Origin of the sequence: Corynebacterium sp. HMSC034A01 (genome assembly GCF_001838175.1) — a bacterium.
Lineage (GTDB): Bacteria > Actinomycetota > Actinomycetes > Mycobacteriales > Mycobacteriaceae > Corynebacterium.
This window is the reverse complement of sequence record NZ_KV835948.1, coordinates 135,445-158,549: the sequence shown is the minus strand read 5'-3', so window position 1 is coordinate 158,549 and position 23,105 is coordinate 135,445. Positions and strand designations below refer to the sequence as shown.

General features: G+C 65.8%; 16 protein-coding genes. 9 read left to right on the top strand and 7 right to left on the bottom strand.

The annotated features are described in order from the left end of the window. Window positions 1-279 precede the first annotated feature (279 nt). The 5 genes from HMPREF2791_RS05160 to HMPREF2791_RS05140 all read left to right on the top strand — a co-directional run bounded on the left by HMPREF2791_RS05160 (window position 280) and on the right by HMPREF2791_RS05140 (window position 10,662). A complete protein-coding gene (locus tag HMPREF2791_RS05160) occupies window positions 280-1,515 on the top strand; it encodes an ATP-grasp domain-containing protein (RefSeq protein ID WP_246825442.1) in 1,236 nt (411 codons plus the stop codon). Between the two features lie 78 nt (window positions 1,516-1,593). Then, window positions 1,594-2,943 (top strand): phosphate acetyltransferase, encoded by a 1,350-nt coding sequence (gene pta / locus HMPREF2791_RS05155; RefSeq protein ID WP_070844633.1) that lies wholly within the window; start codon window positions 1,594-1,596, stop codon window positions 2,941-2,943. Next, complete coding sequence (locus HMPREF2791_RS05150; protein WP_070474772.1) at window positions 2,944-4,149, top strand: acetate kinase; 1,206 nt, start codon at window positions 2,944-2,946, stop codon at window positions 4,147-4,149. Between the two features lie 641 nt (window positions 4,150-4,790). Further along, window positions 4,791-8,234, top strand: a complete 3,444-nt coding sequence (locus tag HMPREF2791_RS05145; protein WP_141764922.1) for a Rib/alpha-like domain-containing protein — start codon at window positions 4,791-4,793, stop codon at window positions 8,232-8,234. Between the two features lie 4 nt (window positions 8,235-8,238). Continuing rightward, entirely contained in the window at window positions 8,239-10,662 is a 2,424-nt protein-coding gene (locus HMPREF2791_RS05140; RefSeq protein ID WP_070844631.1) for a hypothetical protein, read from the top strand. A gap of 131 nt (window positions 10,663-10,793) precedes the next feature. On the opposite strand, the gene HMPREF2791_RS05135 is transcribed toward HMPREF2791_RS05140, so the two are convergent. Genes HMPREF2791_RS05135 through HMPREF2791_RS05125 form a run of 3 tightly spaced genes read right to left on the bottom strand, consistent with a single transcriptional unit; the run spans window position 10,794 to window position 15,606 of the window. Next, complete coding sequence (locus HMPREF2791_RS05135) at window positions 10,794-13,214, bottom strand: serine/threonine protein kinase (protein ID WP_070844630.1); 2,421 nt, start codon at window positions 13,212-13,214, stop codon at window positions 10,794-10,796. After that, window positions 13,211-14,224 (bottom strand): glutamate ABC transporter substrate-binding protein, encoded by a 1,014-nt coding sequence (locus HMPREF2791_RS05130; protein ID WP_070844629.1) that lies wholly within the window; start codon window positions 14,222-14,224, stop codon window positions 13,211-13,213. The genes HMPREF2791_RS05135 and HMPREF2791_RS05130 overlap by 4 nt, the downstream gene beginning before the upstream one ends. After that, the gene (locus HMPREF2791_RS05125; protein WP_070474767.1) at window positions 14,221-15,606 is read right to left on the bottom strand and encodes a hypothetical protein; all 1,386 of its coding nucleotides are present in this window, start codon (window positions 15,604-15,606) and stop codon (window positions 14,221-14,223) included. The genes HMPREF2791_RS05130 and HMPREF2791_RS05125 overlap by 4 nt, the downstream gene beginning before the upstream one ends. Window positions 15,607-15,643: 37 nt before the next feature. Between HMPREF2791_RS05125 and HMPREF2791_RS05120 the strand changes: the two genes are divergently transcribed. The 4 genes from HMPREF2791_RS05120 to HMPREF2791_RS05105 all read left to right on the top strand — a co-directional run bounded on the left by HMPREF2791_RS05120 (window position 15,644) and on the right by HMPREF2791_RS05105 (window position 18,940). After that, window positions 15,644-16,123, top strand: a complete 480-nt coding sequence (locus tag HMPREF2791_RS05120) for an NUDIX hydrolase (protein ID WP_070474766.1) — start codon at window positions 15,644-15,646, stop codon at window positions 16,121-16,123. After that, window positions 16,116-17,057, top strand: a complete 942-nt coding sequence (locus HMPREF2791_RS05115; RefSeq protein ID WP_070474765.1) for an ABC transporter ATP-binding protein — start codon at window positions 16,116-16,118, stop codon at window positions 17,055-17,057. Before HMPREF2791_RS05120 ends, HMPREF2791_RS05115 begins: the two co-directional genes overlap by 8 nt. Further along, window positions 17,050-17,781 (top strand): hypothetical protein, encoded by a 732-nt coding sequence (locus HMPREF2791_RS05110; protein ID WP_070844628.1) that lies wholly within the window; start codon window positions 17,050-17,052, stop codon window positions 17,779-17,781. The genes HMPREF2791_RS05115 and HMPREF2791_RS05110 overlap by 8 nt, the downstream gene beginning before the upstream one ends. A gap of 247 nt (window positions 17,782-18,028) precedes the next feature. Then, window positions 18,029-18,940, top strand: a complete 912-nt coding sequence (locus tag HMPREF2791_RS05105) for an endonuclease domain-containing protein (RefSeq protein ID WP_168160608.1) — start codon at window positions 18,029-18,031, stop codon at window positions 18,938-18,940. Between the two features lie 194 nt (window positions 18,941-19,134). On the opposite strand, the gene HMPREF2791_RS05100 is transcribed toward HMPREF2791_RS05105, so the two are convergent. The 4 genes from HMPREF2791_RS05100 to HMPREF2791_RS05085 are packed head-to-tail and all read right to left on the bottom strand — an operon-like array spanning window position 19,135 to window position 23,091. Further along, complete coding sequence (locus HMPREF2791_RS05100; protein WP_070844627.1) at window positions 19,135-20,604, bottom strand: phospholipase D-like domain-containing protein; 1,470 nt, start codon at window positions 20,602-20,604, stop codon at window positions 19,135-19,137. Continuing rightward, a complete protein-coding gene (locus tag HMPREF2791_RS05095) occupies window positions 20,601-21,392 on the bottom strand; it encodes an exodeoxyribonuclease III (RefSeq protein ID WP_070844626.1) in 792 nt (263 codons plus the stop codon). Before HMPREF2791_RS05095 ends, HMPREF2791_RS05100 begins: the two co-directional genes overlap by 4 nt. A 5-nt stretch (window positions 21,393-21,397) precedes the next feature. Beyond that, entirely contained in the window at window positions 21,398-21,994 is a 597-nt protein-coding gene (locus HMPREF2791_RS05090; protein WP_070474760.1) for a GNAT family N-acetyltransferase, cg3035/Rv0428c family, read from the bottom strand. Between the two features lie 2 nt (window positions 21,995-21,996). Then, window positions 21,997-23,091, bottom strand: a complete 1,095-nt coding sequence (locus HMPREF2791_RS05085) for a hypothetical protein (protein WP_141764921.1) — start codon at window positions 23,089-23,091, stop codon at window positions 21,997-21,999. Between the last annotated feature and the right edge of the window lie 14 nt (window positions 23,092-23,105).

Here is a 23,105-nt window from a genome sequence, read left to right as displayed (position 1 = left end):
TGGCGCATTCACCCACTGACAACTCCGGCCGATCCCAGGGTGAAGATCCCAGGGTCTGTCCGAGTAAACGCAAACGAAAGCGGGCCGTGCTGGTGAAAACCAGCAGACCCGCTTTCAGTCTCCGACTCCGTAGAGCCTTTTCGCGTAGAACAGTAGCAAGCAGCCCGAGCAAACGAAAGCGGTCCGTGCCAGCGAATACCAGTACGGCAACCGGCCATCCCCGCACGTCACGCGTTTGCGTACCAGCCCGCACTTGGAACTGTGGGATAATCAGCTCCCATGACTGTTCCGCACTCTGCAGAGCACCCCTCCGAGCGCCCAGCCGAGCGCCCAGCCGGGCCCAACCCCAACCCAAACACCGGGGCCAACACAGACCGCTCCGCCGACGACACGGGCGCCATCCCCACCGTCCCCGCCGCGCCCGCTACCAGCGAGGAACCGGCGGAGATGCCGCGCCGGGCGCTGATCCTGGGCGAGTCTGCGATGGCGCTGGACCTGGAGCAGGCCTACAAGCGCATGGGGTTTGACACCCGCATCGGCGCCGCGAGTATCGCGGAGGTGTTCTACCCGGGCATCATCGTCACGTCGGGCGATGCCGAGGACACGATCGAGACGGTGGAGGAGGTCTCACAGCGCGTCGGCGCGGTGGTGGCCCCGTCGGTGGAGGCGTGCCGCCACACGGCGGACCGGATGGCCGTGCGTAAGCAGGCAAACGAGGAGCTGGGCCTTCCCGTTTTGGACTACGAGTACGCCTCGACTCCCCAGGAGATGCACGACGCGGTGGATCGGATCGGCTACCCCTGCGTGGTCAAGGCGCCGACCAGCAAGGACGGCGAGGGCTTCAGCATTGTGCACAGCGACGGGGATCTCGCTGATGCGTGGCGCGCCGCCGATCGTGGCCTGGGCCAGGGTGCGGTGGTGGAGCGCTTCATCGACTTCGATTTCGAGGTCACCATCCTTGCCGCGCGCTCCATCGACCCGGAGACGGGCGAGTTGGCTACGTGGTTCTGCGAGCCGATTGGTACCCGCCACCGCGACGGCAAGCTCGTCGAAAGTTGGCAGCCTGCGCCGCTGCCTGAAGCGGCGATGGATAACGCGCGCTCCATCGCGGCGCGCATCACCGGCGCGTTGGCCAGCTGCGGCATCTTTTCGGTGGAGATGTTCGTCTCCGGCGACGATGTCTACTTCTCCCAGGTCACCCCGCGCCCGAGCCGCGACGGGTTGGTCACGTTTGTCACCCAGCGCATCAACCAGTTCGACCTGCAGGCGCACGCGACGCAGCGGCTGCCCATTGATTCGACGTTGATCAGCCCGGGCGCGGTGCGTTTTTTGGAGGGGCACCCGTCGCAGGCCGCGCTCGCCGCGGCGATGGCGGTGGAGGAGGTGACGGTGCGGATGCTTGGCGACGGCACCCTGGTCCTCGCCACGGCCGATTCCGCGGCGGAGGCCCGCCAGCGCACCGATGAGGCAGTCCGCGAGATCTACAGAGTCGACGGAAAACCCGGCGAGAATTAGATCACACCATTCAGTTCGTCTTGACGGGGCTCGCACCGGTAAACTGTTGCATGTTTGCCCACGACGAAAGGTGAAGCCATGTCTCAACGCCAATCATTGCTGGTAACCCTTGCAAACCGCACCTTTGACGGCCTGGATCTGCAGCAGCTTGCCAGCCGTCTGGAGCTGCCCCTGGTGCGACTTTCGGGTGACAGCGTGGCAGAAATCTTCAACTCCGAGCAGGTCACCGAAGAGCCGGCCCTGTACGCCGGCACCGGCGACTACAATTTCGATGCGCAGCTCGCCGCCGCCATCGGTGCTCCGGTGCTGCTCGCCGCAGGCGACGACGCGGCTGCCAAGCTCGCGGCAGCGAGGATTGGGGAGTTGGGGGCGACCGTGGCGTCGATAAGCAATGGCGATCTTTCGGACGTTGAGGTCGCCGGCACCGACGCCCGGCAGGTGATGAGCCCCATGGTGTTCGAGCGCCAGCTGATCGAGCAGGCGCGCGCCAACCGCAAGCACGTGGTGCTGCCGGAGGGCGAGGACGACCGCATCCTGCAGGCCGCGGACCAGCTGCTCAAGCAGGGCGTGGCCGAGCTGACCATCCTCGGCGACGTGGACGACATGAACCGCCGCGCAGCTGACCTGGGCCTGGACATCAGCGGCGCGAACCTGGTCAACCACCTCGAATCCGAGCTGGCCGAGGAGTTCGCCGCCGAGTTCGCTGAGCTGCGCAAGAAGAAGGGCGTGACCATTGAAGAGGCGCGCGAGACCATGAAGGACGTCTCCTACTTCGGCACCATGATGGTGCACAAGGGGCTTGCGGACGGCATGGTCTCCGGCGCCGCGCACACCACCGCGCACACGATCAAGCCGTCCTTCCAGATCATCAAGACCGCCCCGGGCGCGTCCGTGGTGTCCTCGATCTTCCTCATGGTCATGCAGGACCGCCTCTGGGCGTTCGGCGATTGCGCCGTGAACCCGAACCCGACCGCGGAGCAGATCGGCGAGATCGCAGCCGTGTCCGCGAAGACCGCCGCGCAGTTCGGCATCGACCCGAAGGTGGCCGTCCTGTCCTACTCCACCGGTAGCTCCGGTGCCGGCCCGGACGTGGAGCGCGCCGTGGAGGCGACCGCGAAGGCCAAGGAGCTCGCACCGGATGTGGCCATCGACGGACCCCTGCAGTTCGACGCCGCCTGCGACCCGGGCGTCGGCAAGAAGAAGGCCCCGGATTCCCCGGTTGCCGGCCAGGCCAACGTGTTCATCTTCCCCGACCTGGAGGCGGGCAACGCGGGTTACAAGATCGCCCAGCGCACCGGCGGCGCACTCGCCGTCGGCCCGGTGCTGCAGGGCCTGAACAAGCCGGTCAACGACCTGTCCCGCGGCGCGACCGTGCCCGACATCGTCAATACCGTGGCCATCACGGCGATCCAGGCGGGGGCGAAGTAAATGTCCTACGTACTCGTTATCAACTCCGGTTCCTCCTCGATCAAGTTCCAGATCGTCGACCCGACCTCGGACGCGTCCGCGGACCCGTTCGTCTCCGGCCTGGTCGAGCAGATCGGCGAGCCGCAGGGCCGCATCACCATCAAGTACGACGGCCAGAAGTACGTCGTGCAAAAGGCCGTGCCCACCCATGCTGACGGCCTGCAGGAAACCTTCAAGCTTCTCGACGCCAAAGGCATCGGCCCGACACAACTCGACATCGTCGCCGCAGGCCACCGCGTCGTCCACGGCGGCATGGTCTTCTCCGAGCCGGAGCTGATCCTGGATCCGGTGGTGGACATGATCCGCGACCTGATCCCGCTGGCGCCGCTGCACAACCCGGCCAACATCGACGGCATCGAGGTCGCCCGCGCCCTGCTGCCGGACATCCCGCACGTGGCGGTGTTCGACACCGGCTTCTTCCGCGACCTGCCGCCGGCCGCCGCCCTGTACGCGATCAACGCCGAGGTGGCGGAGCAGAACCTGATCCGCCGCTACGGCTTCCACGGCACCTCCCACGAGTTTGTCTCCTCCCAGGTGCCGGAGCTGATCGGCCGCGACCCGAACCACACCCGCCAGATCGTGCTGCACCTGGGCAACGGTGCTTCCGCGTCGGCCGTGGCCAACGGACATCCGATTGACACCTCCATGGGCCTGACCCCGCTGGCCGGCCTGGCCATGGGCACCCGCTCCGGCGACATCGACCCCGGCATCATCTTCCACCTGGTGCGCCAGGGCGGCATGTCCATCGACGAGATTGACAACCTGCTCAACCGCCAGTCCGGCGTGAAGGGCCTGTCCGGCGTCAACGACTTCCGCGAGCTACGCGCCATGATCGAGGAAGAGAACGAAAACGCCTGGCTGGCCTACATGGTCTACCTGAACCAGCTGCGCCGCTTCATCGGCTCCTACATGATCGCGCTCGGCCGCGTGGACGCCATCACGTTCACCGCCGGCGTCGGCGAGAACGACCAGCACGTGCGCATGGACGCTCTGGACAACCTGAAGATGTACGGCATCGAGATCGATCCGGAGAAAAACGCGCTGCCCAACGACGGCCCGCGCATCATCTCCACCGACGACTCCAAGGTGAAGGTCCTTGTCGTGCCCACCAACGAGGAGCTGGCCATCGCGCAGAAGGCCGCCGCCGTCGCTGCCCGCGTGGGGTAGCCCGGCGGTTTCTCGTGCCCCGGCACCAGGCGAGTCCTGGCGCCGGGGCTTTTTGCTGCTCTGTTGCCTGATCGTCTAGCAGCGTGCGGCGGGTGCTAGACGGTCAGCCTGATACTGAAACTCATTGCCATCATCACCTGGTGAAATGCGGAGCCGGTTCGCGGATCGTCTAGCAGGTCGTGTGGTGCTGCTAGACGGTCAGCGATCTTGGTGTTGGTGGGGGCTGCTGGCGTGGGTGCCGGAGGCGTCGATAGGCAATCTGCTAGTTGCCTAAAACCGGCAACTAGCAGATCAAGTGTCCAAGTTTGCGTCGCTCCAGGTGATATTGAAAAGCGGGTTCGATTGCGGGCTGATCTGCTAGGAGCCGGTTCGGGCAACTAGCAGATGAAATTGACCGCACTGCAGGCAGACGTATGATGATTCCTCTTGCTGTGATTGATTGCACAAAAACTGTCTGTGTTGCGGGCGTAGCAGGGCAGGGGACTGCGTTGGTCTTTGTTGGACTGCCTTGCTGCTCCGTAAACCATAATTGTGTTGTCTTCATGGGTTAGTGCCCTATACATTTGCGGGTGCAGAAAACCGTATTGTTGGCTGTTGATTGAGTCGGCAATAGATGAAAGCTTCAGAAAAGGGGTCTTGCAATGACTGGAAAGCATGACCGCGCATTTGCGCGACGACGTGGGACGTCGGTAGCCGCGTGCGCGCTCGGCCTGTCGCTTGTGGTGACAGGCATCCAGCCGGTTGCAGCCCCGCAGACGTCGTCGCAGGCGGCGGCGCAGCTTTCAAAACGGACTGACGCCGATAGGTCGTGGGTGAAATACCCGTCTTCCACCACGGTGAAATACGGAGATACGACCAAGATCAGTCCGAACACTAACGCTTTGACCGTCTACCCGCCGACCAGCTACAAGCTGGCCGACGGTGTAAACCCTGGCTGGGGTGCAACGGTCGATCCAGCGACGGGTGAAATTTCCATTACCCCGGACTCGGATGCTGAGCTTCCGGAGACCGACACGATCAATGTGGAATTCACCTTCAAGGACAATTCCACCAAGGTTGTCGGCGCCCCAATTAGCTTGCAACCCGACCCGGTCTACGTCGACCAGGCCGACAAGGTCTACTGGACTGGCAGGGAAATTAACCCTGTTGATATCCGCGTCAACCGCGCTACGTACGACTCGGGACTAACCATCGACGAATCGACGCTGCCAGCAGGCATCACCGCGGACCTGCGCAACTTCGGCAATATCAAGCACATTTTCCTTAAAGGCACCCCGACTGAAACCGGCACCTTTGAGGTGAAAACCCAGCTGGTTGAGGGGGGCAGCGTCGTTGAAGGCGCCAACGGGCCGCTCGAGCAAACCTTCACCATCACGGTGAAAGACTCTGCTGACCTGCCTGCCCCAGTCGAAGAGAACTTTGTCGAGGATCCGAAGCCGGTGAAGCCCGGCGAGTCAGTCGACATTAAAATCCCCACGGAGAATGCATCTTCCGTTGAGGTCACAGACCTGCCGGACGGTCTGACCTACGACGACGAAGAGAGCAAGATCAAAGGCACGCCGAAGGCCTCGGGCAAGGCGAAAGTCGAGATCATCACTAACGACGCCAAGGTCATCACCGACACCATCGATATCCAGGTTGAGGGGTCAGGTGATTCGACGACACCGGAAACAACGACGTCTGAGCCGACGACCACGAAGCCGACTTCGGCAACCCCGACCTCGGGCCGACAGACGACTCAGCCAGCGCCGAAGCCCACCACCAAGCCAACCACCTCGGCACAGCCGACTTCGGGGCAGGCAACGTCCGCGCAACCCACCACCCCGAAGCCCACCACCGCAAAGCCGACCACCTCGGCACAACAGACCACCAAGCCCACCACCTCGAAGCCCGCTCCGTCGGTGGACGACTTCGCATGGAAAACGCTGACCGTGCAGGCTGGCACCACTAAGGTGACGGTGCCTTCCCGTAAGCCGTCCAAGACCGTCAACGTGCGCGTGGACGGCGATGCGCCGGAGTGGCTGTCTGTGGCCTCGGACGGCCAGGTGGTGGCGGAGCCGGGCCGTGATGTCGATCCGGGCACGTACAAGGTTGATGTGGTCTCCGAAGCAGGGGAGCGCGACACCGTCACGGTCAAGGTCACGGCGCCGGTGAGCGACTCCGACCGGATTAGCGGCATGGAGTACAAGGACTCTTATGTCCAGGCGGGCAAGACGAACTCCAGCCGCCGGCCAATCGCGGTCGTCGACCGCGACGGTGTGAAGTACACGGGGCAGCCGCTTCCCGCGGGCACGAAGTTCTCCACGAAGAGTGCTGAGGGAACTGTGGACCCGGACACCGGTGTTGTCACTGTGAAGGCGCCGCTGCGTACCCCGGCGGGGGAAACCATCGAGGTTCCCGTCGATTTCACGTACCCGGACGGCACCACGGGCAAGGCAACCGCAGTCTTCCACGTCGACGCCGCCGCGCAGAACGAGGCGTATGCACCTGCCTACCAGGAGGGACTCGGCGCGCAGCCGGGCAAGACCGTTGTCGTGCCACTTATCGACGGTACGTACCCCGTCAACAAGGATCGCGAGAACGTTGGCCAGTACGCCCTAGCCCCGGTGTACGACGACAAGGGCAACGAGCTCGGCGCCGAAAAGGCGTACAAGGGCTGGGATGTCAGTATCGACCCGGATACCGGCGCGGTGTATGCCACCGCTCCGGAGGAGGACCCGGAGCCGATCACTGTTCCGGTGACGGTGCTGTACGCCGACGGCACGACTTCGGACGAGGAGAACAAGCCCACCGTTTTCGCCCGTATCGCGTCGCTGACGGGCCAGTCGCTGGCGCAGGCGAACACGGCCGGGGGCTACGGCAAGCCGTTCTTCGACGCGGACGGCAACATCCGCATGTTCCCCGCGGGTTCGATGCCTCCGGGCGCGACTTTCGAGCAGACGGGTCTCACGGCGCTGCCGGTGGAGATTGACCCGGAGACGGGCGCGATCACCGTCAAGGTTTCGGAGGAGGCTCCGGTTGGCGCAAACTTTGACATCCCGTTGAAGCTGACGTTGCCGGACGGTTCTGTGCAGGAGATGGTGGTGCCGGTGGCCACGCAGTCGGAGGCTGCCAACCAGGCGGTGTCCTGGCGCCCGGTCAAGGTGACGGAGGCTGGCACTCCGGTCACTGTTGAACCGAGCCAGGCTCCGGCGGGCACCTCGTTTGCGCTGGCAGCGTCCTTCGATGCGGAAGGGTGGCAGGCCTCTGTGGACCCGAAAACGGGTGCCATTACGGCTGTCCGCAACGGTGATGAGGCTGACCCGCAGGCGACGCTGATCCCGGTGGTGGTGACCTTTGCTGACGGTTCCCAGCGTGTCGTGGAGGTGCCGGCAACTACCGTGCGCGGCACTGCGGCGCTAACGCAGGTGACGTACCCGCGTGTGACCATCAACGCTGGCCAAACCGCCATTTTGCGGCCGAATGTTTCGGGCGCGTCGTTCTCCCTGGTCAAGCCGATTCCTGGGCTGCGCACGAAGGTGGATTCGGTTACGGGCGAGCTCACCGTCGCGAGCTACGACGGCACTGTCCCGGGGCCGCGCGACATTCCGGTGCAGGTCACGTTCGAGGATTCCTCGCACACGATCACGTCTGCTCGGGTTGAGGTCCGCACCAAGTCCGGCAAGGACACGCTCGCTGAGAGCATCATGCTTAACGACGTCTCCGCTGTCGGCCGCCCCGACTCCACCACACGAGTCACGCTGCCGGTGCCCAGCAAGGCCGCAGACCAGCCGTTCAGCCTGGGCGAGTTCGACGCGGACGGCTGGGAGGTGTCTCTGGACCGCGCCCGCGGCGTGCTGGACGTGCATGTTCCGGCTGATGCCGCCGGGCAGGTCAAGGAGATTCCGGTGAACGTGTTGCTTGCCGACGGCTCCACGGGCCAGTTCAAGGTCGTTGTCGATGTGGATGGTGCGGCGGCCGATGGCTCCTCGAAACCCTCGCCGGTGGTGTGGGTGCTTGCGGTGATTGGATTGTTGGGCGCAGCTGGCAAGGTTCTGTATGATAACCGAGATAGTTTTCAACACTTTTTAGAGCGGTGGATGTAGGCACATGATGCACACAGGGAAGAAAGTGATCGCGGCTGCTGTCGCGCTGGGCCTCACCGCCGGTGTCGCGCTGCCGGTTCAGGCGAACGCGGCCGTGGACCTGTCCAAGAGCCACCTGGTTGGTGTTACCACCGGTGTCGCCGAGGGCTTCCAGAACGTGGACGTGAACAAGGGGCGCGTGTCCTGGCTGATGTACAACAGCCTCACCTACGGCTTGATGCCCACCGCCTTCTACTTGGATGCGTACGCGGACGGGAAGAAGGTCGAGTTCGCTGGCGAGGCCACCAAGGTGGAGCCCGCTTCGAACGCGGACGGCGACGTAGTCACCCTCACCCACACCGACCCGAAGCTCGGCGTGCAGCTGGTGCGCACGTTTACCGTTACCTCCAAGGAAGTGGACGTGCGGGTGGAGCTGAAAAGCACCTCCGGCAACAAGGACCTGAAGCTGGTGCTCACGGACGCGCTGATCGGCCAGGACTACCCGATCAGCTCGTCGGCGGAAGGTACCAACGAGTACACCGTCGACGTGGGCAGCCGCTACCAGCTGCAGACCAAGTTCGAGGGCGCCGATTCCACCGGCAAGGGCAAGAGCCTGCAGTCCGCAGAGACCGACGCGGGGGACGGCGAGAACTACCTCGCGGGCGTGTGGGAAGCCAACGCCGAAACGCTGAGCGCCCGCATGACTATCGCCGGTGACGCGAACGAAGCGCTGCAGGATTCCGACGGCGACGGCCTCCCGGACGACTGGGAAATCAACGGCTACACCGACGCCGACGGAAACCAGTTCCCGCTGCACCGTTGGGGCGCGGACCCGAACAAGCCGGACCTGTTTTTGCAGTTGAACTGGATGAAGTCCGAGTGGGAGACCAATGGCTGCTCCGAGAAGCGCGACTATGCAGCTACGGAGCAGGACTTCGGCGAGTTCTTGGAGTGCGCCGACGCGAACGTGAACGTCTACCGCCCGTCGCGCAAGATCCTCAACGACCTGGTGGACCTGTTCGACCGCCGCGGCTACAACTTGCACATCGACGCCGGCGAGTACTACAGCAACATCCCGGGCATCACGCCTCAAGGCGGCGACACCATCGACTACGCGCCGATCTACTTCAAGGACGACAACGGCCGCGCAGAGGTGCCCGGTGTGCGCCTAGTCAAGGACCGCAAGAATCTGCTCGGTGCGCGCCAGTCCGTCTTCCGCGTCGGCATTATTGGCGACCAGCAGGAGGCAGGCAACCTGTCCTCCGGCAACGGACTGATCTCCGACGGCGCCTTCTACGTGGCAAAGAACTACCTGATGACGTCCCAGGAGCAGATGCGCAACACCATCCTCCACGAATTCGGCCACAACCTGGGCCTGACCCACTCCGGCGCGTCCGCCGTGAAGAAACCGGACCACTCCTACGTGCCCAAGTACAAGTCCGTGATGAACTACCTGTACCAGTTCAGCCACTTCGACTACTCGGACACGAACTCCACTGCCAACGACAACATCAGCATCCCGCAGGCGTGCTTCGACGGCACCGCGAATTGCTTCACCGGCAACTACGACATTGCCCCGGACTGGCAAAACCTGGACATCGTCAACGGCGAGATTGCCAAGGCCACCGGTTCCGCCGGCGTATCCGAGGACCCGTTGGAGTCCGGCCACAGCCACCCGCAGGTGGATGAACTCGTCCTCATGGCGGCGGAGGAGAACAACGGCAAGGCCGGCATCCGCGTGCTGGGCAAGCGCGAGGGCATCAAGAACGTGATCATCGCCAACCGCTCGGACTCCAAGGTGCACCTGGAGCTGTCCAACCTGGGCATCGACTTGCACAAGTTCACCCTCCAGGTGGACTACCCGGGCGGCAAGTTTCGCAAGACGTACCCGGTGGAAGGCGTACTGACCGACCACGGCAAGCTTAACGTCGAGGTGCCTATCGCCAACACCGCGGGCTACAAGAACACCACCATGCCGGTGAAGTTCCGCGTGTACAACACGCAGGGCCACCTGGTCGCGGAGGAGACCAACGAGTTCTCGGTGCTCAACTACACCACCAAGCAGATGGACGATCTGGTCAAGAACTTGGAGAAGAGCAACTCCAAGCTTCTCCAGGCTGCGCGCGACACCGTGGGCAAGAAGGACCCGGCGAAGCCCACTTTGGCCAAGCCGGCGCCGGTGCCCACCGCCGCGAATGAGCCGGTGCAGCCCGGCAACCGCCGCCCAGCGGTGACCGAGCTCAACGGCGCGACTCAGCCGAAGCCGGCGCCGAAGCTGAAGACGGCCCCGACGCAGGGCGAGCCGACCCCGAAGACCCAGGCCGGCGAAACCGGCAAGGGCGGCAAGGAGGCCGGCAGCAGCGCCGGCACCATCGTGGGCGTGATCATTGCGATCCTGGCGGTTGTCGGCCTCGGCGGCGCGGCAGCCATGATGGGCGGCTTCATCTAAGCACTCCCGCCCGAAACGGCCGCCGTAATCCTGACAGATTGCGGCGGCCGTTTGTGCTGACCTGGTCCGATGGGTCCGGTCTGACAGATTCCGCCGCGAAGCGTCGGCGGGCGCCCCGCCCCAGCCAGACCCTAGAACCAGGTGGCGGGGCGGACCTTGTTGGCCAGGTCCACCAGCGCGTACCGGTGCTTCGGGTACGGCGCCACCCGGGCCTGCTCCCGCAGCGTCTGGGCCAGGCCGCGGCGCAGCCCCCGGATGGTGAACGGGTACTCGAACAGCGCTACGTTGGTGGAGGCCTGGTGGGAGCGCAGGTACGTCAGGCCGGCCTCGATCACGGCCACCTTGATCTGCAAAAAGCGCGGCTCGGTGGAGGGGATCTGCTCCAGGCGACGGGCGGCAAGGCGGATCTGGTCTTCGGTGGCGCCCTCGGCAACCAGGCACAAAATGGCGGTCAGCTGCGCCATGCGGTAGTGCCGCGACGCGTTGGGCACCTTGTCCAGCGCCTTGATGGCCAGGCCCACTTCGCCCTCGCACACGAGCATCCGCGCCAGGCCGAAGGCGGAGGAGACGGTGGTGGGGTTGGTCATCCACACCAGGGCGTAGAGGCGGGTGGCGTGGAAGCGCAGGCCTTCGGGTGAGGTCACGGTCAATGACCAGGTGCCGTCTGTGAATCCGGCGGAGGCCATGTGCTCGAACACGGAGTCCGGGATGTCGCGGAGGTGTTGGGTGAGGCCGGCGGCGGCGGGCGGGAGCTCGTCGTCAAGCAGTTCGCTCGATTGGTACCCGCCCTCCTGCAGGATGAGCTCGCTGACTGCGGCAAGCGCCAGTTTGGGTGCGGCCTCGCCGGGCAGCTGGTTGAGCACCTGCGAAAACGACAGTTTGGCGGAGGCGAAGTCGCCCAAAAGCGTCTCCACCACACCCGCGTACCAGGAGTAGCGCCAGTTGTCGCCGAAGCGTTCAGAGAGCGAGCGCAGCCAGGTTCGCGCCTGGGAGGTTAGGCCCAGGTCGATCATGGTGCGCACGACGCCGAAGGGGATTTCGATGGAGTGCTCGTACTGCGGGGTGGACATGGCCTGGCGCAGTGTTTCCAGCGTTTCGCGCGGCTCGGCATACGAGGAGCCTTGCAGCATCGCGGCGCCGACGTCTTCGCGGTTGATCAGCGGCGACGGCAGCGCGGCGACGACTTCTTGCGGGGTGATGTCCACGCTGCGGGCGATGCCGTCGATGAGCTGGTCGGTGCGGAAGACCAGGTGTTTGGTGCCGAACGTTGTGCGTTGCGGGGAGAACAGGGAGTGCTGCGCGGGGAAGGTGCGCCCGTCGCGCACGGCGATGATCTCACGCAGGACGCCGAGCAGCTGCGCCTCCAGCTCGGTGAGGCTGGTGAAACGCTGTTCGGGGTCCTCGTTGCAGCAGCGCGCGAGCAGCCGGTACAGGGAGGTGTACTGGCGAAACAGCGGCTCGTCGATGGGGGAGGGTAGGCCCGGGTCGTACACCCCGTCGGTTTGCGGCAGATCCACCACCAGCGAGGCGAGGGTGCGTCCCACGGTGTACACGTCGGAGGCGATCGACGGCCCCTCGGTGGACACCTCCGGCGCCTGGAATCCTTTCGTGCCGTAGATGAACCCGAAGGCGCCGATGCCGGAGACCGCGCCCATGTCGATGAGCTTGACCTGGTCTTCGGTGACGATGATGTTGTCGGGCTTCAGGTCGTTGTACACCACCCCGCGCGAGTGCAGGTAGTCCAGTGCGGGCAGCACTTCGAGGATGTAGGCGATGGCAATGTCTGGTTGGAGCACTTTGCTTGTCGACGCATTCCGCCACGCCCGCAAACTCGGCCCACCCACGTACTCCATCACAGTGAATCCGCCGGGCACACGCGGGTCGTCGATGAAGTTGAAGATTTGCACGATGCCGGGGTGCGTCATCTCCGCCAAGAATTCGCGCTCGGCCGCGGCGGCCGCCGCCTCGTCGGGGTTGTCGGTGGAGTGCAGGCCTTTGAGCACCACCACGCGGCCGGCCACGTGGTGGTCTTGGGCCAGGTAGATCCAGCCCATGCCGCCGTGGGCGATGACGCCCATGATCTCGTATTGGCTGGCCACCACGTCGCCTGGATGCAGCACGGGCGGGGCGATGCCCTTCTTCACCACGGCCGGCTCCGGGTCGATCAGCGCTTCCTTCGGCTCGGTGGGCTCCACCCAGGGCAGCTCCACCATGCCGTCTGCAACCACGCGGGTGGCGCGCCGGGTGCCGCGGCGCTCGCGGAAGGTGTCCAGTGCCAGGCGGCGCGAGCGCTGGGAGGTGTCCTCCCGGTTGCCGCCCTCGCGCAGCTTGTCCAGGTCCTTGAGCAGGCCGGCCATCTCGCCCATGGCGGAGTAGTCCGTCTCGCCGTCGGAACCCCAGCCGTCGTCCCAGTCTTCGTCGTCGTCGGCGAAGGGGTCGTACGCGACGGCTTCGGTGCCCGGCTCCTCGTCCTCATCGTCGGCGAACGGGTCGAAGGCCACCGCCTCGGTGTGCTGCTCCAGCGGATCCAGCTCGTCTCGCTCGGTGCTCACTGTTCCTCCTTGCGGTACATCAGCGGCGGCGGGGACGACTCCGCGATGGAGCCCCCGAGCCAGGTGGAGTAGAGCTGCGACCACGTGCCGTCGTTACGCATCCGCTCCAGCGTCGAGTTGACCTGCCGCACCAGGTCCGCCTGGCCCTTCGGGATGCCCACGCCGTAGTACTGCGACGCGAGCGTGCCGGGCAGGATCGTCGCGTACGGGTCCTGGGCGGACAGGCCGGTCAGGATGGAATCATCCGCCACGATCGCGTCCGCCTGGAACTGTTGGGTGGCCATCAGGCAGTCCGACCAGGAGCGGGTGCGCAAAATATTCGAGTGCGGTGTGAAGGTGCGCGCGATCTGGGTCAGGTTGGTGCCGTCCACGATGCACACTGTTTTGCCGCTCAGCTGGTTGATGTCGTCCACACCACGGTCCCGCGGCACCAGCACGCGCACACGCGACGTCAGGTACGGAGTGGAAAAGTCGATGGCCTTCGCACGCTCCGGGGTGATGGACATGGTGCGGATGACCACGTCCACCTCCCCCTGGTTCAGCGCCTCGGCGCGCGCCGCCGAGTCCACGAACCGCAGGTCCAGCCGGTTCACCCCGGGGTTGTCCTCGCCGAAGATGTCGGCGGCGATCGCGCGGGCGAGGTCCACCTCCAGCCCGCGCAGCTCGCCGCTCGCGGTGTCGCGGAACGCCAGCAGATACAGGGACTGGTCGATGCCCACCACCAGCCGGCCCCGGCGTTTGATGCGGTCCACGTTGGGGGTTTCCTCCGCAGTACCCCGCGGGTTCAGTGAGCCTTCCCAGTCCAGCTTCGACGGCACGTACGGCTCCGCAGGCACACCCTCCGCGTCCTCGAGCTGCGCGCCGGGCGGCAGGGGCAGCAGCTCGCGGGTGGTTGTGGTTTCCTGCTCCGGGGCGACGGTGGCGCGCACCGGCGACGGCTCGTCGGAGCACCCCGCCAACGACAACGCCAACGCCGTCACCCCCGAGCACACGGCCCACGTCCTTCTCACAAGTACTCACCCAGCCTTCTACGGATGCCCAGCCACGTGCACACCACGGCCAGCACGGACAGCAGCGCCACCACCGCGGAGACCTGCCGCGTCGCGTCCAACGAGGCGTCAATGTAGGCCTGCGTGCCCTCCCTTGAAGAGGCGATGAGCTTGGACAGCGTTGCGTCCAGCTCCCTGAACGGCGCCTCGCCCGCCCCGCCGCCGGAGGCCAGAAGCGCCGCCGCCTGCTCGTAGCTGCCCGAGTTCAGCGCGCCGACCAGCTCGTTGTGCTCGTAGGCCCAGGTGCGCAGGGCGTCGCGTGCGTCGTCGATAAGCTGCTGCTCCCCGCCGTACTCCTCGGCCGTTGCCAGCGCTGCGCTCACCGACGCATACGTGCCGTCAAATGCCCGCGACGAATGCACCACCGACTGGCGGCGCAAAAGCGCGAACGTCTCGTCCGTGCGCGTCTCCAGTGCATCAAAACGGGCGACGGTGAGTTCCTCCCACGGCTGCGCGGCCCGCTCGTACTCGACAGAACCGTTGCGCCAGGACTGGTAGTTCGACACCGCGGCCCAGCTCAACGCCACCACCACCGCGAGCGTGCCGGCGAGAAAACCCTTGTTCAGGCGGCGGCGGAACACCCGCCACAACCACCACTGGGTGAGCGCCAAGAACCCCAGCGCCGCCACCAGGCCGGACAGCGGCACCCACTGCGGCTCGGACAGACGCCGCATCTCCTTGGCCACATCATCGCGGGTCAGCGCGTTGATCTCCGAGGCCGCCACCAGCATGCGGGTGCGCATGATGCTGGACGCCTCGGACATGTACGCCACGCCCACCGGGTTGCCCATGCGCTGGTTCACGCGTGCGCGCTCGTTCAACCCTGCGTAGACGGGCAGGTCCCGCTGAATGTCGCTGACCAGCTCCTCGATGCGCGCGCTGGTGGCGGTGTCGGCTTCCACCGCGCCCTTGTAAATCTCGCCGGCGGAGCTGACCGCCGTGTCCAGCGCCGCCGAGTAGGCCTGCACGTCCTCGTGCGACAGCGGCCCGGGCTGGACAAACCCGCCCGCCGCGATGGTGTCCGCGCGCAGCAGGGAAGTGGACAGCAGGTGCGCGGCCGCGCTCATCGGCTCCGTGGCTTCGCGCACGGTGTCCAGCGCCTGGTTGCGGCTGGACATGGACTGGCTCATGGACAGCCCCGCCGCCAGCAGCATGGCGGTCAGCAGCACCATCACCACGATGATCTTGCCCGGGGTGGTTTGCGCGAACGCGTGGCCGCGCCGCCCCATTCTTAAGGGCCCGGCTAGCGGGCCGTGGAGGACCCCGTGCAGGCGCGGGTGCGCCGGGCGCGCTTCAAGCTCGTCGAGCCACGCGTCGTCGCTCGGCCTGCTTTGCGTCACCATTCCGCAATAATAACCGTTCGCACCTACAGTGGGGGCCATGCTTGGCGACGGAAACGGCTGGGTCACCACACCCGACGGCACAAAACTCTGGGGGCGCTTCGGCGCCGCCGGCCTGTTCCTTGTCGCCGGCCGGGGAACGGACGCGAAAGTGCTGCTGCAGCACCGCGCCGACTGGACCGCCCAGGGCGGCACCTGGGGCATCCCCGGCGGCGCCCGCGACAGCCACGAAACCCCGGCGCAGGCGGCGGTGCGCGAGTCCGTGGAGGAGTGCGCCATCGACCCGGGCCGCATCGACGTGGTCGAAGAGGTGGTGACCACGGACCTGCCGGAGTGGAGCTACACCACCGTCATCGCGCTGTGCGAGGCGCCGCTTGCCGTGACCGCCAACGAAGAGTCGGAGGAACTGCGCTGGGTTGCCCTGACGGACGTTTCGGGGTTTGAGCTGCACCCGGGCTTTGCGGCGTCGCTAAGCAATGTGCTCGCGAAAGCCATGGTGCATACTGAACCGCATGATTGAAGTGCAAGGCCTGACCAAACGGTACGGCGCCGTCCAAGCGGTTGACGACCTCACGTTCACCGTCAAACCCGGCGTCGTCACCGGCTTCCTCGGACCCAACGGCGCAGGGAAATCCACCACCATGCGCATGATCCTGGGCCTGGACCGCCCCACCTCCGGCACCGCGCTCATCGACGGCGTGCCCTACCGCTCGCTGCAGAATCCGTCGCGCAAAGTGGGCGCGCTTCTCGACGCCAAAGGTGTCCACCCCAACCGCTCCGCCCGCGCCAGCCTGCTCTGGCAAGCGCAAGCCGCCGGACTGCCCCGCACCCGCGTCGACGAGGTGCTCGAGCTGGTGGGCTTAAGCGACGTCGCCGGCAAACGCGTCGGCGGATTCTCCCTCGGCATGGGGCAACGCCTTGGCATCGCGGCGGCGCTGCTCGGCGACCCGGAATACCTGATCCTGGACGAGCCCGTCAACGGCCTCGACCCCGCCGGCATCCGCTGGGTGCGCGGACTGCTGCAGTCCCTGGCCGCCGAGGGGCGCACCGTTTTGGTGTCCTCCCACCTGCTCGCCGAAATGGCGCAGACCGCCGAGGACCTGATCATCATCGGCCGCGGCCGCCTCGTGGCCAACACGTCCATGGCGGAGTTCATCCGCGAAAACTCCGGCGTGACCACCATCGTGCGCACCCCCACCGAAGACGCCGCCGCCGCGCTGGCCGCGGCGCTGCAGCACGCGGATGTGGCCATGCCGTTCACGCGCGCGGTCGACGGCGACGGCCGCGCCGTGTTCGAGATCCCGGACCGCACCTCCGATGACGTCGGCCGCGTCGCCTTCGCCGCCGGGGTGCCGCTGTCCGAGCTTGCCGAGCGCCGCGCCTCCCTCGAAGAGGCCTACATGCAATCCACCGAGGGCCACGCCCAGTACGTCTCCGGAGGTACCAATGCTTAACCTGTTCCCCGCCGAGTGGACCAAACTGCGCTCCACCTCCTCCTTCTGGTGGACCTCCGCGCTGATCATCGTCTTCGGCGCCTTCTACGGAGCCCTGTTCGGGTTTGCTTCCAAACTCGGCGGCATGCCCTATGCGCCCCTGACCGTCGCCGCGACCATGGCCCTGACCGTCGCGATCGTCGTGATCGTACAGGCCTCCATGACCGTGACCACCGAGTACCGGTTCGGCATCCCACCGACAAACTTCAGGGTGGCGCCGAAGCGGTGGCAGGTGGCCGTCGCAAAGCTTGTGCTCGGGGCTGTTTTGGCCGCGCTTTTGACCTTCGTGGGGCTCGCCGTCGCGTTTATGGTCGGCGATCTCACCGCGCCCGTGCCCGCGAATTGGGTGAGCAACACCGCCTCCCGACGCGCCCTGTGGGCCATCCCCCTCGGCATGGCCCTGATCACCCTGTTCCAGCAGGGCGTGGGCTGGATCACGCGCAACACCTCGGGCGCAGTGGTCACCGGCATGGGCATGATGCTGCTGGTGGAATCCATCGTCGGCTTCATCCCGCGTTACGGCGCCGACGTGGCCAAGTTCCTGCCGTTTGGCAACCTCATGGCGTTCATGACCAACAGCCCCACCCAGGACTGGACGCTGCCCGTGTCGCTGTTGATCTTCGCGGTGTGGGCCGTCGCGGCGTGGATCATTGGCGTGGTGCTGCTGGAGACCCGCGACGCGTAGGGGGTTTGGGTCCGCCCCTCCAGCCTTGCCGCCGCCCCGCCTCCCGCACCACAACGCGCAAACCGGCTACCTACAACCGGCTGCCTTGCCCTTTTCCGGCACACAGCCGGTACTAGGTAGCCGGTTCTTGTTTCGGGGAGGGGATCGACAGGCGCGTGCGGGTGCGCTTTGCTAGCCTTTACCTGTCAACGGGGGATGGCCAGAATCTGGGGGGACCATGGATCGCGCACGCCTAGCTGGGATGCTTATGTCTAAGCGAGCAGCCGAATCTCAAGAATGCCGACAGTTATCGGCAACGAAGTTCATCGCCATCGCTGACTGGAATGGCCTTGAATCTCACGAGCAGGAGTATCTCCGTTGCTATTCCGTTTCGGCGGCTGCGTACAAATCGGTGCTCGTAGGGAGATCCGCTGCCCGTATGCACGGCATGTGGGTTATCCCCAACAAGGATGAACTGGTTGAACTGGCGCAGTGCAACGGCAACCCTCCGCCGAAGAAGCAGTGGCCGACAGGGGTGGTGTACCGCCACATCAGCGTTCCCGAGATCGACACCGTGGTCCGTGATCCGATCGACCGTGCGGGCGCGGGAGCAACCCTTCGCCTGACGACGCCACCCCGCACCGTCGTAGACATCGCCAGGTTCCATGGTCTCGTGGACGCTACTGCGGCCATCGACGGGCAGTACCGCGAAATGGCACCGCTTCAGCAACAGATGTGGTGCGACGACATTATGGCGGTGGCGCAGCGCATGCGGGGCAAGCGGGGGATCGGCCGCGTGAAAGAGGCTGTCGCCTTGAGCTCATCACTGTCGGAGTCGCCGTTCGAGTCCGTTGTGAGGGTGCTGTTGGCGTTGCGCGGAATCAAGGTGAGAGAGCAGATGTGGATCGGGAGGTACTACCGGGTCGACCTGCTGTGGGGGACGCTGGTCATCGAGATCGATGGGTATCTCAAGTTCAAAGACAAGCCTTTCGAGGCAGTGATCAAACAGGAGAAACGCGAACGCTGGCTCAGGGAACAAGGGTATACGGTGATTCGTCTTTTCCCAGCCGAAATCATCAGGGACCCTGAAGATTGCATACGCCGCATTTTGGCCAGCAAGGCGGAGGCGGATGCCAACCCATCGGTGCGAATTTCCGCTACCTCTCGACGTCCACGCTAGGCCATAGTCGCTCCCGCGCCGCGGCATACTTCGCCCGCAACCGGCTCACTACAACCGGCTACCACGCCCTAAAACGCCTGATGGCCGGTTGTAGGTAGCCGGTTTAGCGGTGGGGCGAGCAAGGAGTGGCGAGGCGTCGGGGACCGGCGCGGCGGGACAGAGGCACCACCGCGCACCACCGCGCACCGAAACCCCTACTGCAGCGCGGACGTCAGCTTCAACACGTTGTCCACGTAGCGCCGGTACCAGGGCCTGCGCGCCCACCGCTCAAGCGTCAGCTCGCGCGAGACGGCCTGGTAGTTCGCGCCCAGCTGTTCCAGCGCCTCAAGCAGCGCGCCGGAGGCGACGAACAGGGAGGATTCGTAGTTCAGCGAGAAGGAGCGGATGTCCATGTTGGAGGATCCGAGGACGCCGACGGAATCCTCCCGCCCCGGGTCCGCCAGCACGAACTTGGTGTGCAGCACGTACGGCGCGGGGAATTCCCAGATGCGTACCCCGGCTTCGAGCAGCGCCTCGTAGTACGCGGATTGTGCGTGGTGCACCATGAATTGGTCGGCCTTTTCGCCGACGAAGAGGTCGACGCGCACGCCGCGGTAACACGCGGAGGTGATGGCCTCCAGCAGCGATTCCTCGGGCACGAAGTACGGCGAGCACAGCGTGAGCTGCTCTTTTGCGTTGTGGACGATGGAGTTGAACATGCGCAGGTTCGGCTCGGTGAGGTAGCCGGGCCCGGAGGGGACAAGCTGGAGCACATCGCCTGTCGACGGCTCCGCCACCCCCTCATTCCTAGCTCCAGCCACAATGTCGAGTGTCTCGCCGGATTCGGTGTACCAGTCCACGGCGAACATGGACTCGACGGACTCGACGATCGGCCCCTCTAGCTCGACGAAGGCGTCGACCCACTGGCGGCCGGCGCGGACGTGGCCCGGCATGAGGTAGCCGCGGTCGATGAGGTTGAACGAGCCGACGAACGCCACCTCCGAGTCGATGACCACGACCTTGCGGTGGTTGCGCAGGTCGGGGCGGCGCCAGCGCCCGCGCAGGGGAGCCAGGGGCAGCATCATGTGCCAGTCCACGCCGATGTCGGTCAGCCGCCGCTTCAGTTTCCTAAAGCCGGGGTATTTGGCGGAGCCGATGTGGTCGAAAAGCAGACGCACGTGCACGCCCCGCGCCACGGCGCGCTCCAGCGCCCGGAACACCACGTCCGTGGTGTCGTCCCAGGCGACGGCATAGATTTCGATGGAGATGGAGGCGGATGCTTCGTCGATAAGCTTGGCAATGCGCAGCATGGTCTTGCGGTAGTCCGCCCACAGCGCGCGGACCTCGCCGCGGACGGCGGGGTAGCCGGTGAGTTCGCGGTTGAGGTGGATCAGCGAGGCGGTTTCGGGCGGCAGGTGCGCGCTCGTGTCGTCGGGGCCCGCCCACGCCCCGTCCAGCGCGCGCCGCGCTTCAACTTGGATGCGGTGGCGGCGGCGCGAGACGAACGTGGAGCCGAACAGCAGGTACAGCGGCAGGCCCACCACCGGCAAAAGCAGGATCAGCAGCAGCCACGCGTTGGCCGAGGACGGCTTGCGCCCGCCGGGCACCACGCCGATCATCACGAACTTGATGGCGTAGTCCACGACCATGGCCGCGAACTGCCACCAGGACAAATCCAGGCTCATCGCACCTCGTCGTAGGTCAGGCCGCGGGTGTCGTAGTCCACGATCACGGGCGCGTGGTCGGACGCGCCCTTGCCTTTGCGCTCCTCCACGTCCACGAACGCGCGCTGGACCCGCTCGAACATGGGCTTGGTGGCCAGCTGGAAGTCGATGAGCATGCCCTCGTTCTTCTGAAAGCGCATGGCCTTGTAGTCCCAGAACGTGTACTGCTGCTCGTGCGTGACCTCGTACAGTCCGGCCTCCAGCAGCATTTGGAACGCGGCGCGCTCCGGCTCGGTCACGTGCGTTTTGCCTTCGAACCAGGACACGTCCCACACGTCCGTATCGCGGGGCGCGACGTTGAAGTCGCCCATGTACAGCTGCAGCTCCCCGGGGTCGACCTGGTCGGCCAGGGACCAGAGGAACTGCAGTTTGTAGTCGTAGTGCGGGTCGCCGATGTCGCGGCCGTTGGGCACGTACAGGCTCCACACGTCCACCCCGCCGCACACCGCACCCACGGCGCGCGCCTCCACGGACGGGTCGCCCTTTTTAGCAAACGCGGGTTGGCGGGTGAAGCTGTCGCGGACGTTGTCCAGTCCCACGCGCGAGGCGATGGCTACGCCGTTCCACTGGTTGACCCCCACGTGCGCGACCTCGTAGCCTGCGGCTTCGAAGGTGGCGTAGGGGAATTTGTCGTCGGCGGTTTTGGTTTCCTGCATCGCCAGCACGTCCACGTCCTCGCTTTCGAGGAAGGCGGCGATCCGCTCGGCGCGGGTGCGCACCGAGTTGACGTTCCATGTGGCGATTCGCATGCGGCCTAGCCTAGCGCCAGCCGCCTACGGTGGTGTTCCAGCGCCCCTTCGGGCACATTGCCTATCGACGCCACACCAAAGGACTCCCCCGCAACCCAGACAATTTGCTCGTCCTGGAGCTCCCACGCGCTATCGAGCACCTTCAACGCCGGTTTGCCGATCCGCTCGGGGATGAGCAGTCGCACCGGCAGTCCCCGCTGGTCGTAGAAGGACCGGATGGCGTCGAGAGGCAACGGCTCGAAGCCCGCCGAGGGGCCGAGCGGGACCGCGGAGCTGGCCTCATCGGTGTCGCCGACGCGCATGAGCCAGCCGCCGGCCCAGGCGGATTCGCGCACGTCGAGGCGGTCTGCGAGGCGTTTTTCCAGCCCGCGGATCTCCGAGTTGCGTACCGTGCGCGGGGAGAGCTTCTTGATGATGTGCAGGTCCGTGACCTCGATCGCCTCCTTGGAGGAAGGGAAGCCGCCGACCTCCTGCGGGCGGATTACCAGCGGCTCGAGGCTGAGCACGTGCCCGATGATGTCGCTGGCGTGCTCGCCGCGGCGCTGGCGCACCACGACGCGGTCGCCCACCGCCACCTCGTCGGAGCGGAAAATCCGGGACACGTTTACTTGCGGGCCCCGCGCGGGCGGATCGCGCCGGTGAGCACCAGGGCCGCGCCGATCATCAGCGAGAGCATGCCGATGGCGATCAGGGCGCGCATCGGGGTGCCGGTGTCGGCGAGGTCGTCGTCGCGCTCGTCGTCGTCCTCGGTCGTGGTGGTCGAGGAGGTCTTGGACGTGGTGGTCGAGGAGGAGGTGGTCGAGCTAGAGGTGGTCGAGCTAGAGGTCGCCGACGTGGTGCGGTTTTCCATCACCGAACGTGCAGAGCTGCTCGACGACGCGGTGGAGGCCCCGGTGGTCGTCTCTGCCGCCGTGGTGGTGGACGTGGCGGATTCGGTTGCCGTGCCCGTGGTGGTGGACGAGGTCTCCGTCGTCGTGGAGTCCGTCGTGGTCTCCGAAGAGGTGGTTTCGGTGGTGGTCTCGTCGTCGTTGTCGGTGTCCTGGAGGCGCTCTACGCGGTGGGTCACCTCGGGTCCGAACGCGGCGGAAGTGCTGGTCGCCGTGCTGGTCGCCGTGCTGGTTGGGGCGGTGGTCGACGTGGTCGGCTCCTCCACTACGGTCGGCTTGGTTGTAACCGGAACGGTCGGCTCGGCGTCCGCAACATCCTCATCGGCGGACTCCGCATCGCGTGTGCGTTCCGCGCCGGGGATGCCGTACACGATCGGGGCGTCGCCGGCCTCGGAGCGCTCGAACGCGTCAAACGCGGTGGTGCCGAGGAGCCCGCCGAGACCTTCGATGGGGGCGGGCACGACCACGGGTTCGTCGTCAGGCAGAAGCTCCGCGCGCAGCTGGCGCACGCCGGCGCGCTCGCGCTTGAGCGCCGCGGACGCCTCGTCGAAGGTGGCCTTTTCCTCCTCGGTCAGGCCGTCTTCTGCCGCTTCCTCGCGCAGCTCCGCAAGCTCGTCGGAGGCTGCGATGAGCTCCTTGCGCCACGCGATGAGCACGTCTCGGACCTCGTCGTCCGTCTCCGCGCTGTTGATTGCGGTGATGGAGGAGGTGTGGGTGACGGAGACGTCGTCAAGCAACTGCTCAACTGGCTCCACGGGCGTCGCGGGGGTGAGGGTGAGCGACGCGGCGGCGATAACGGCGGGGATACGCATGGCGAACATCTTAG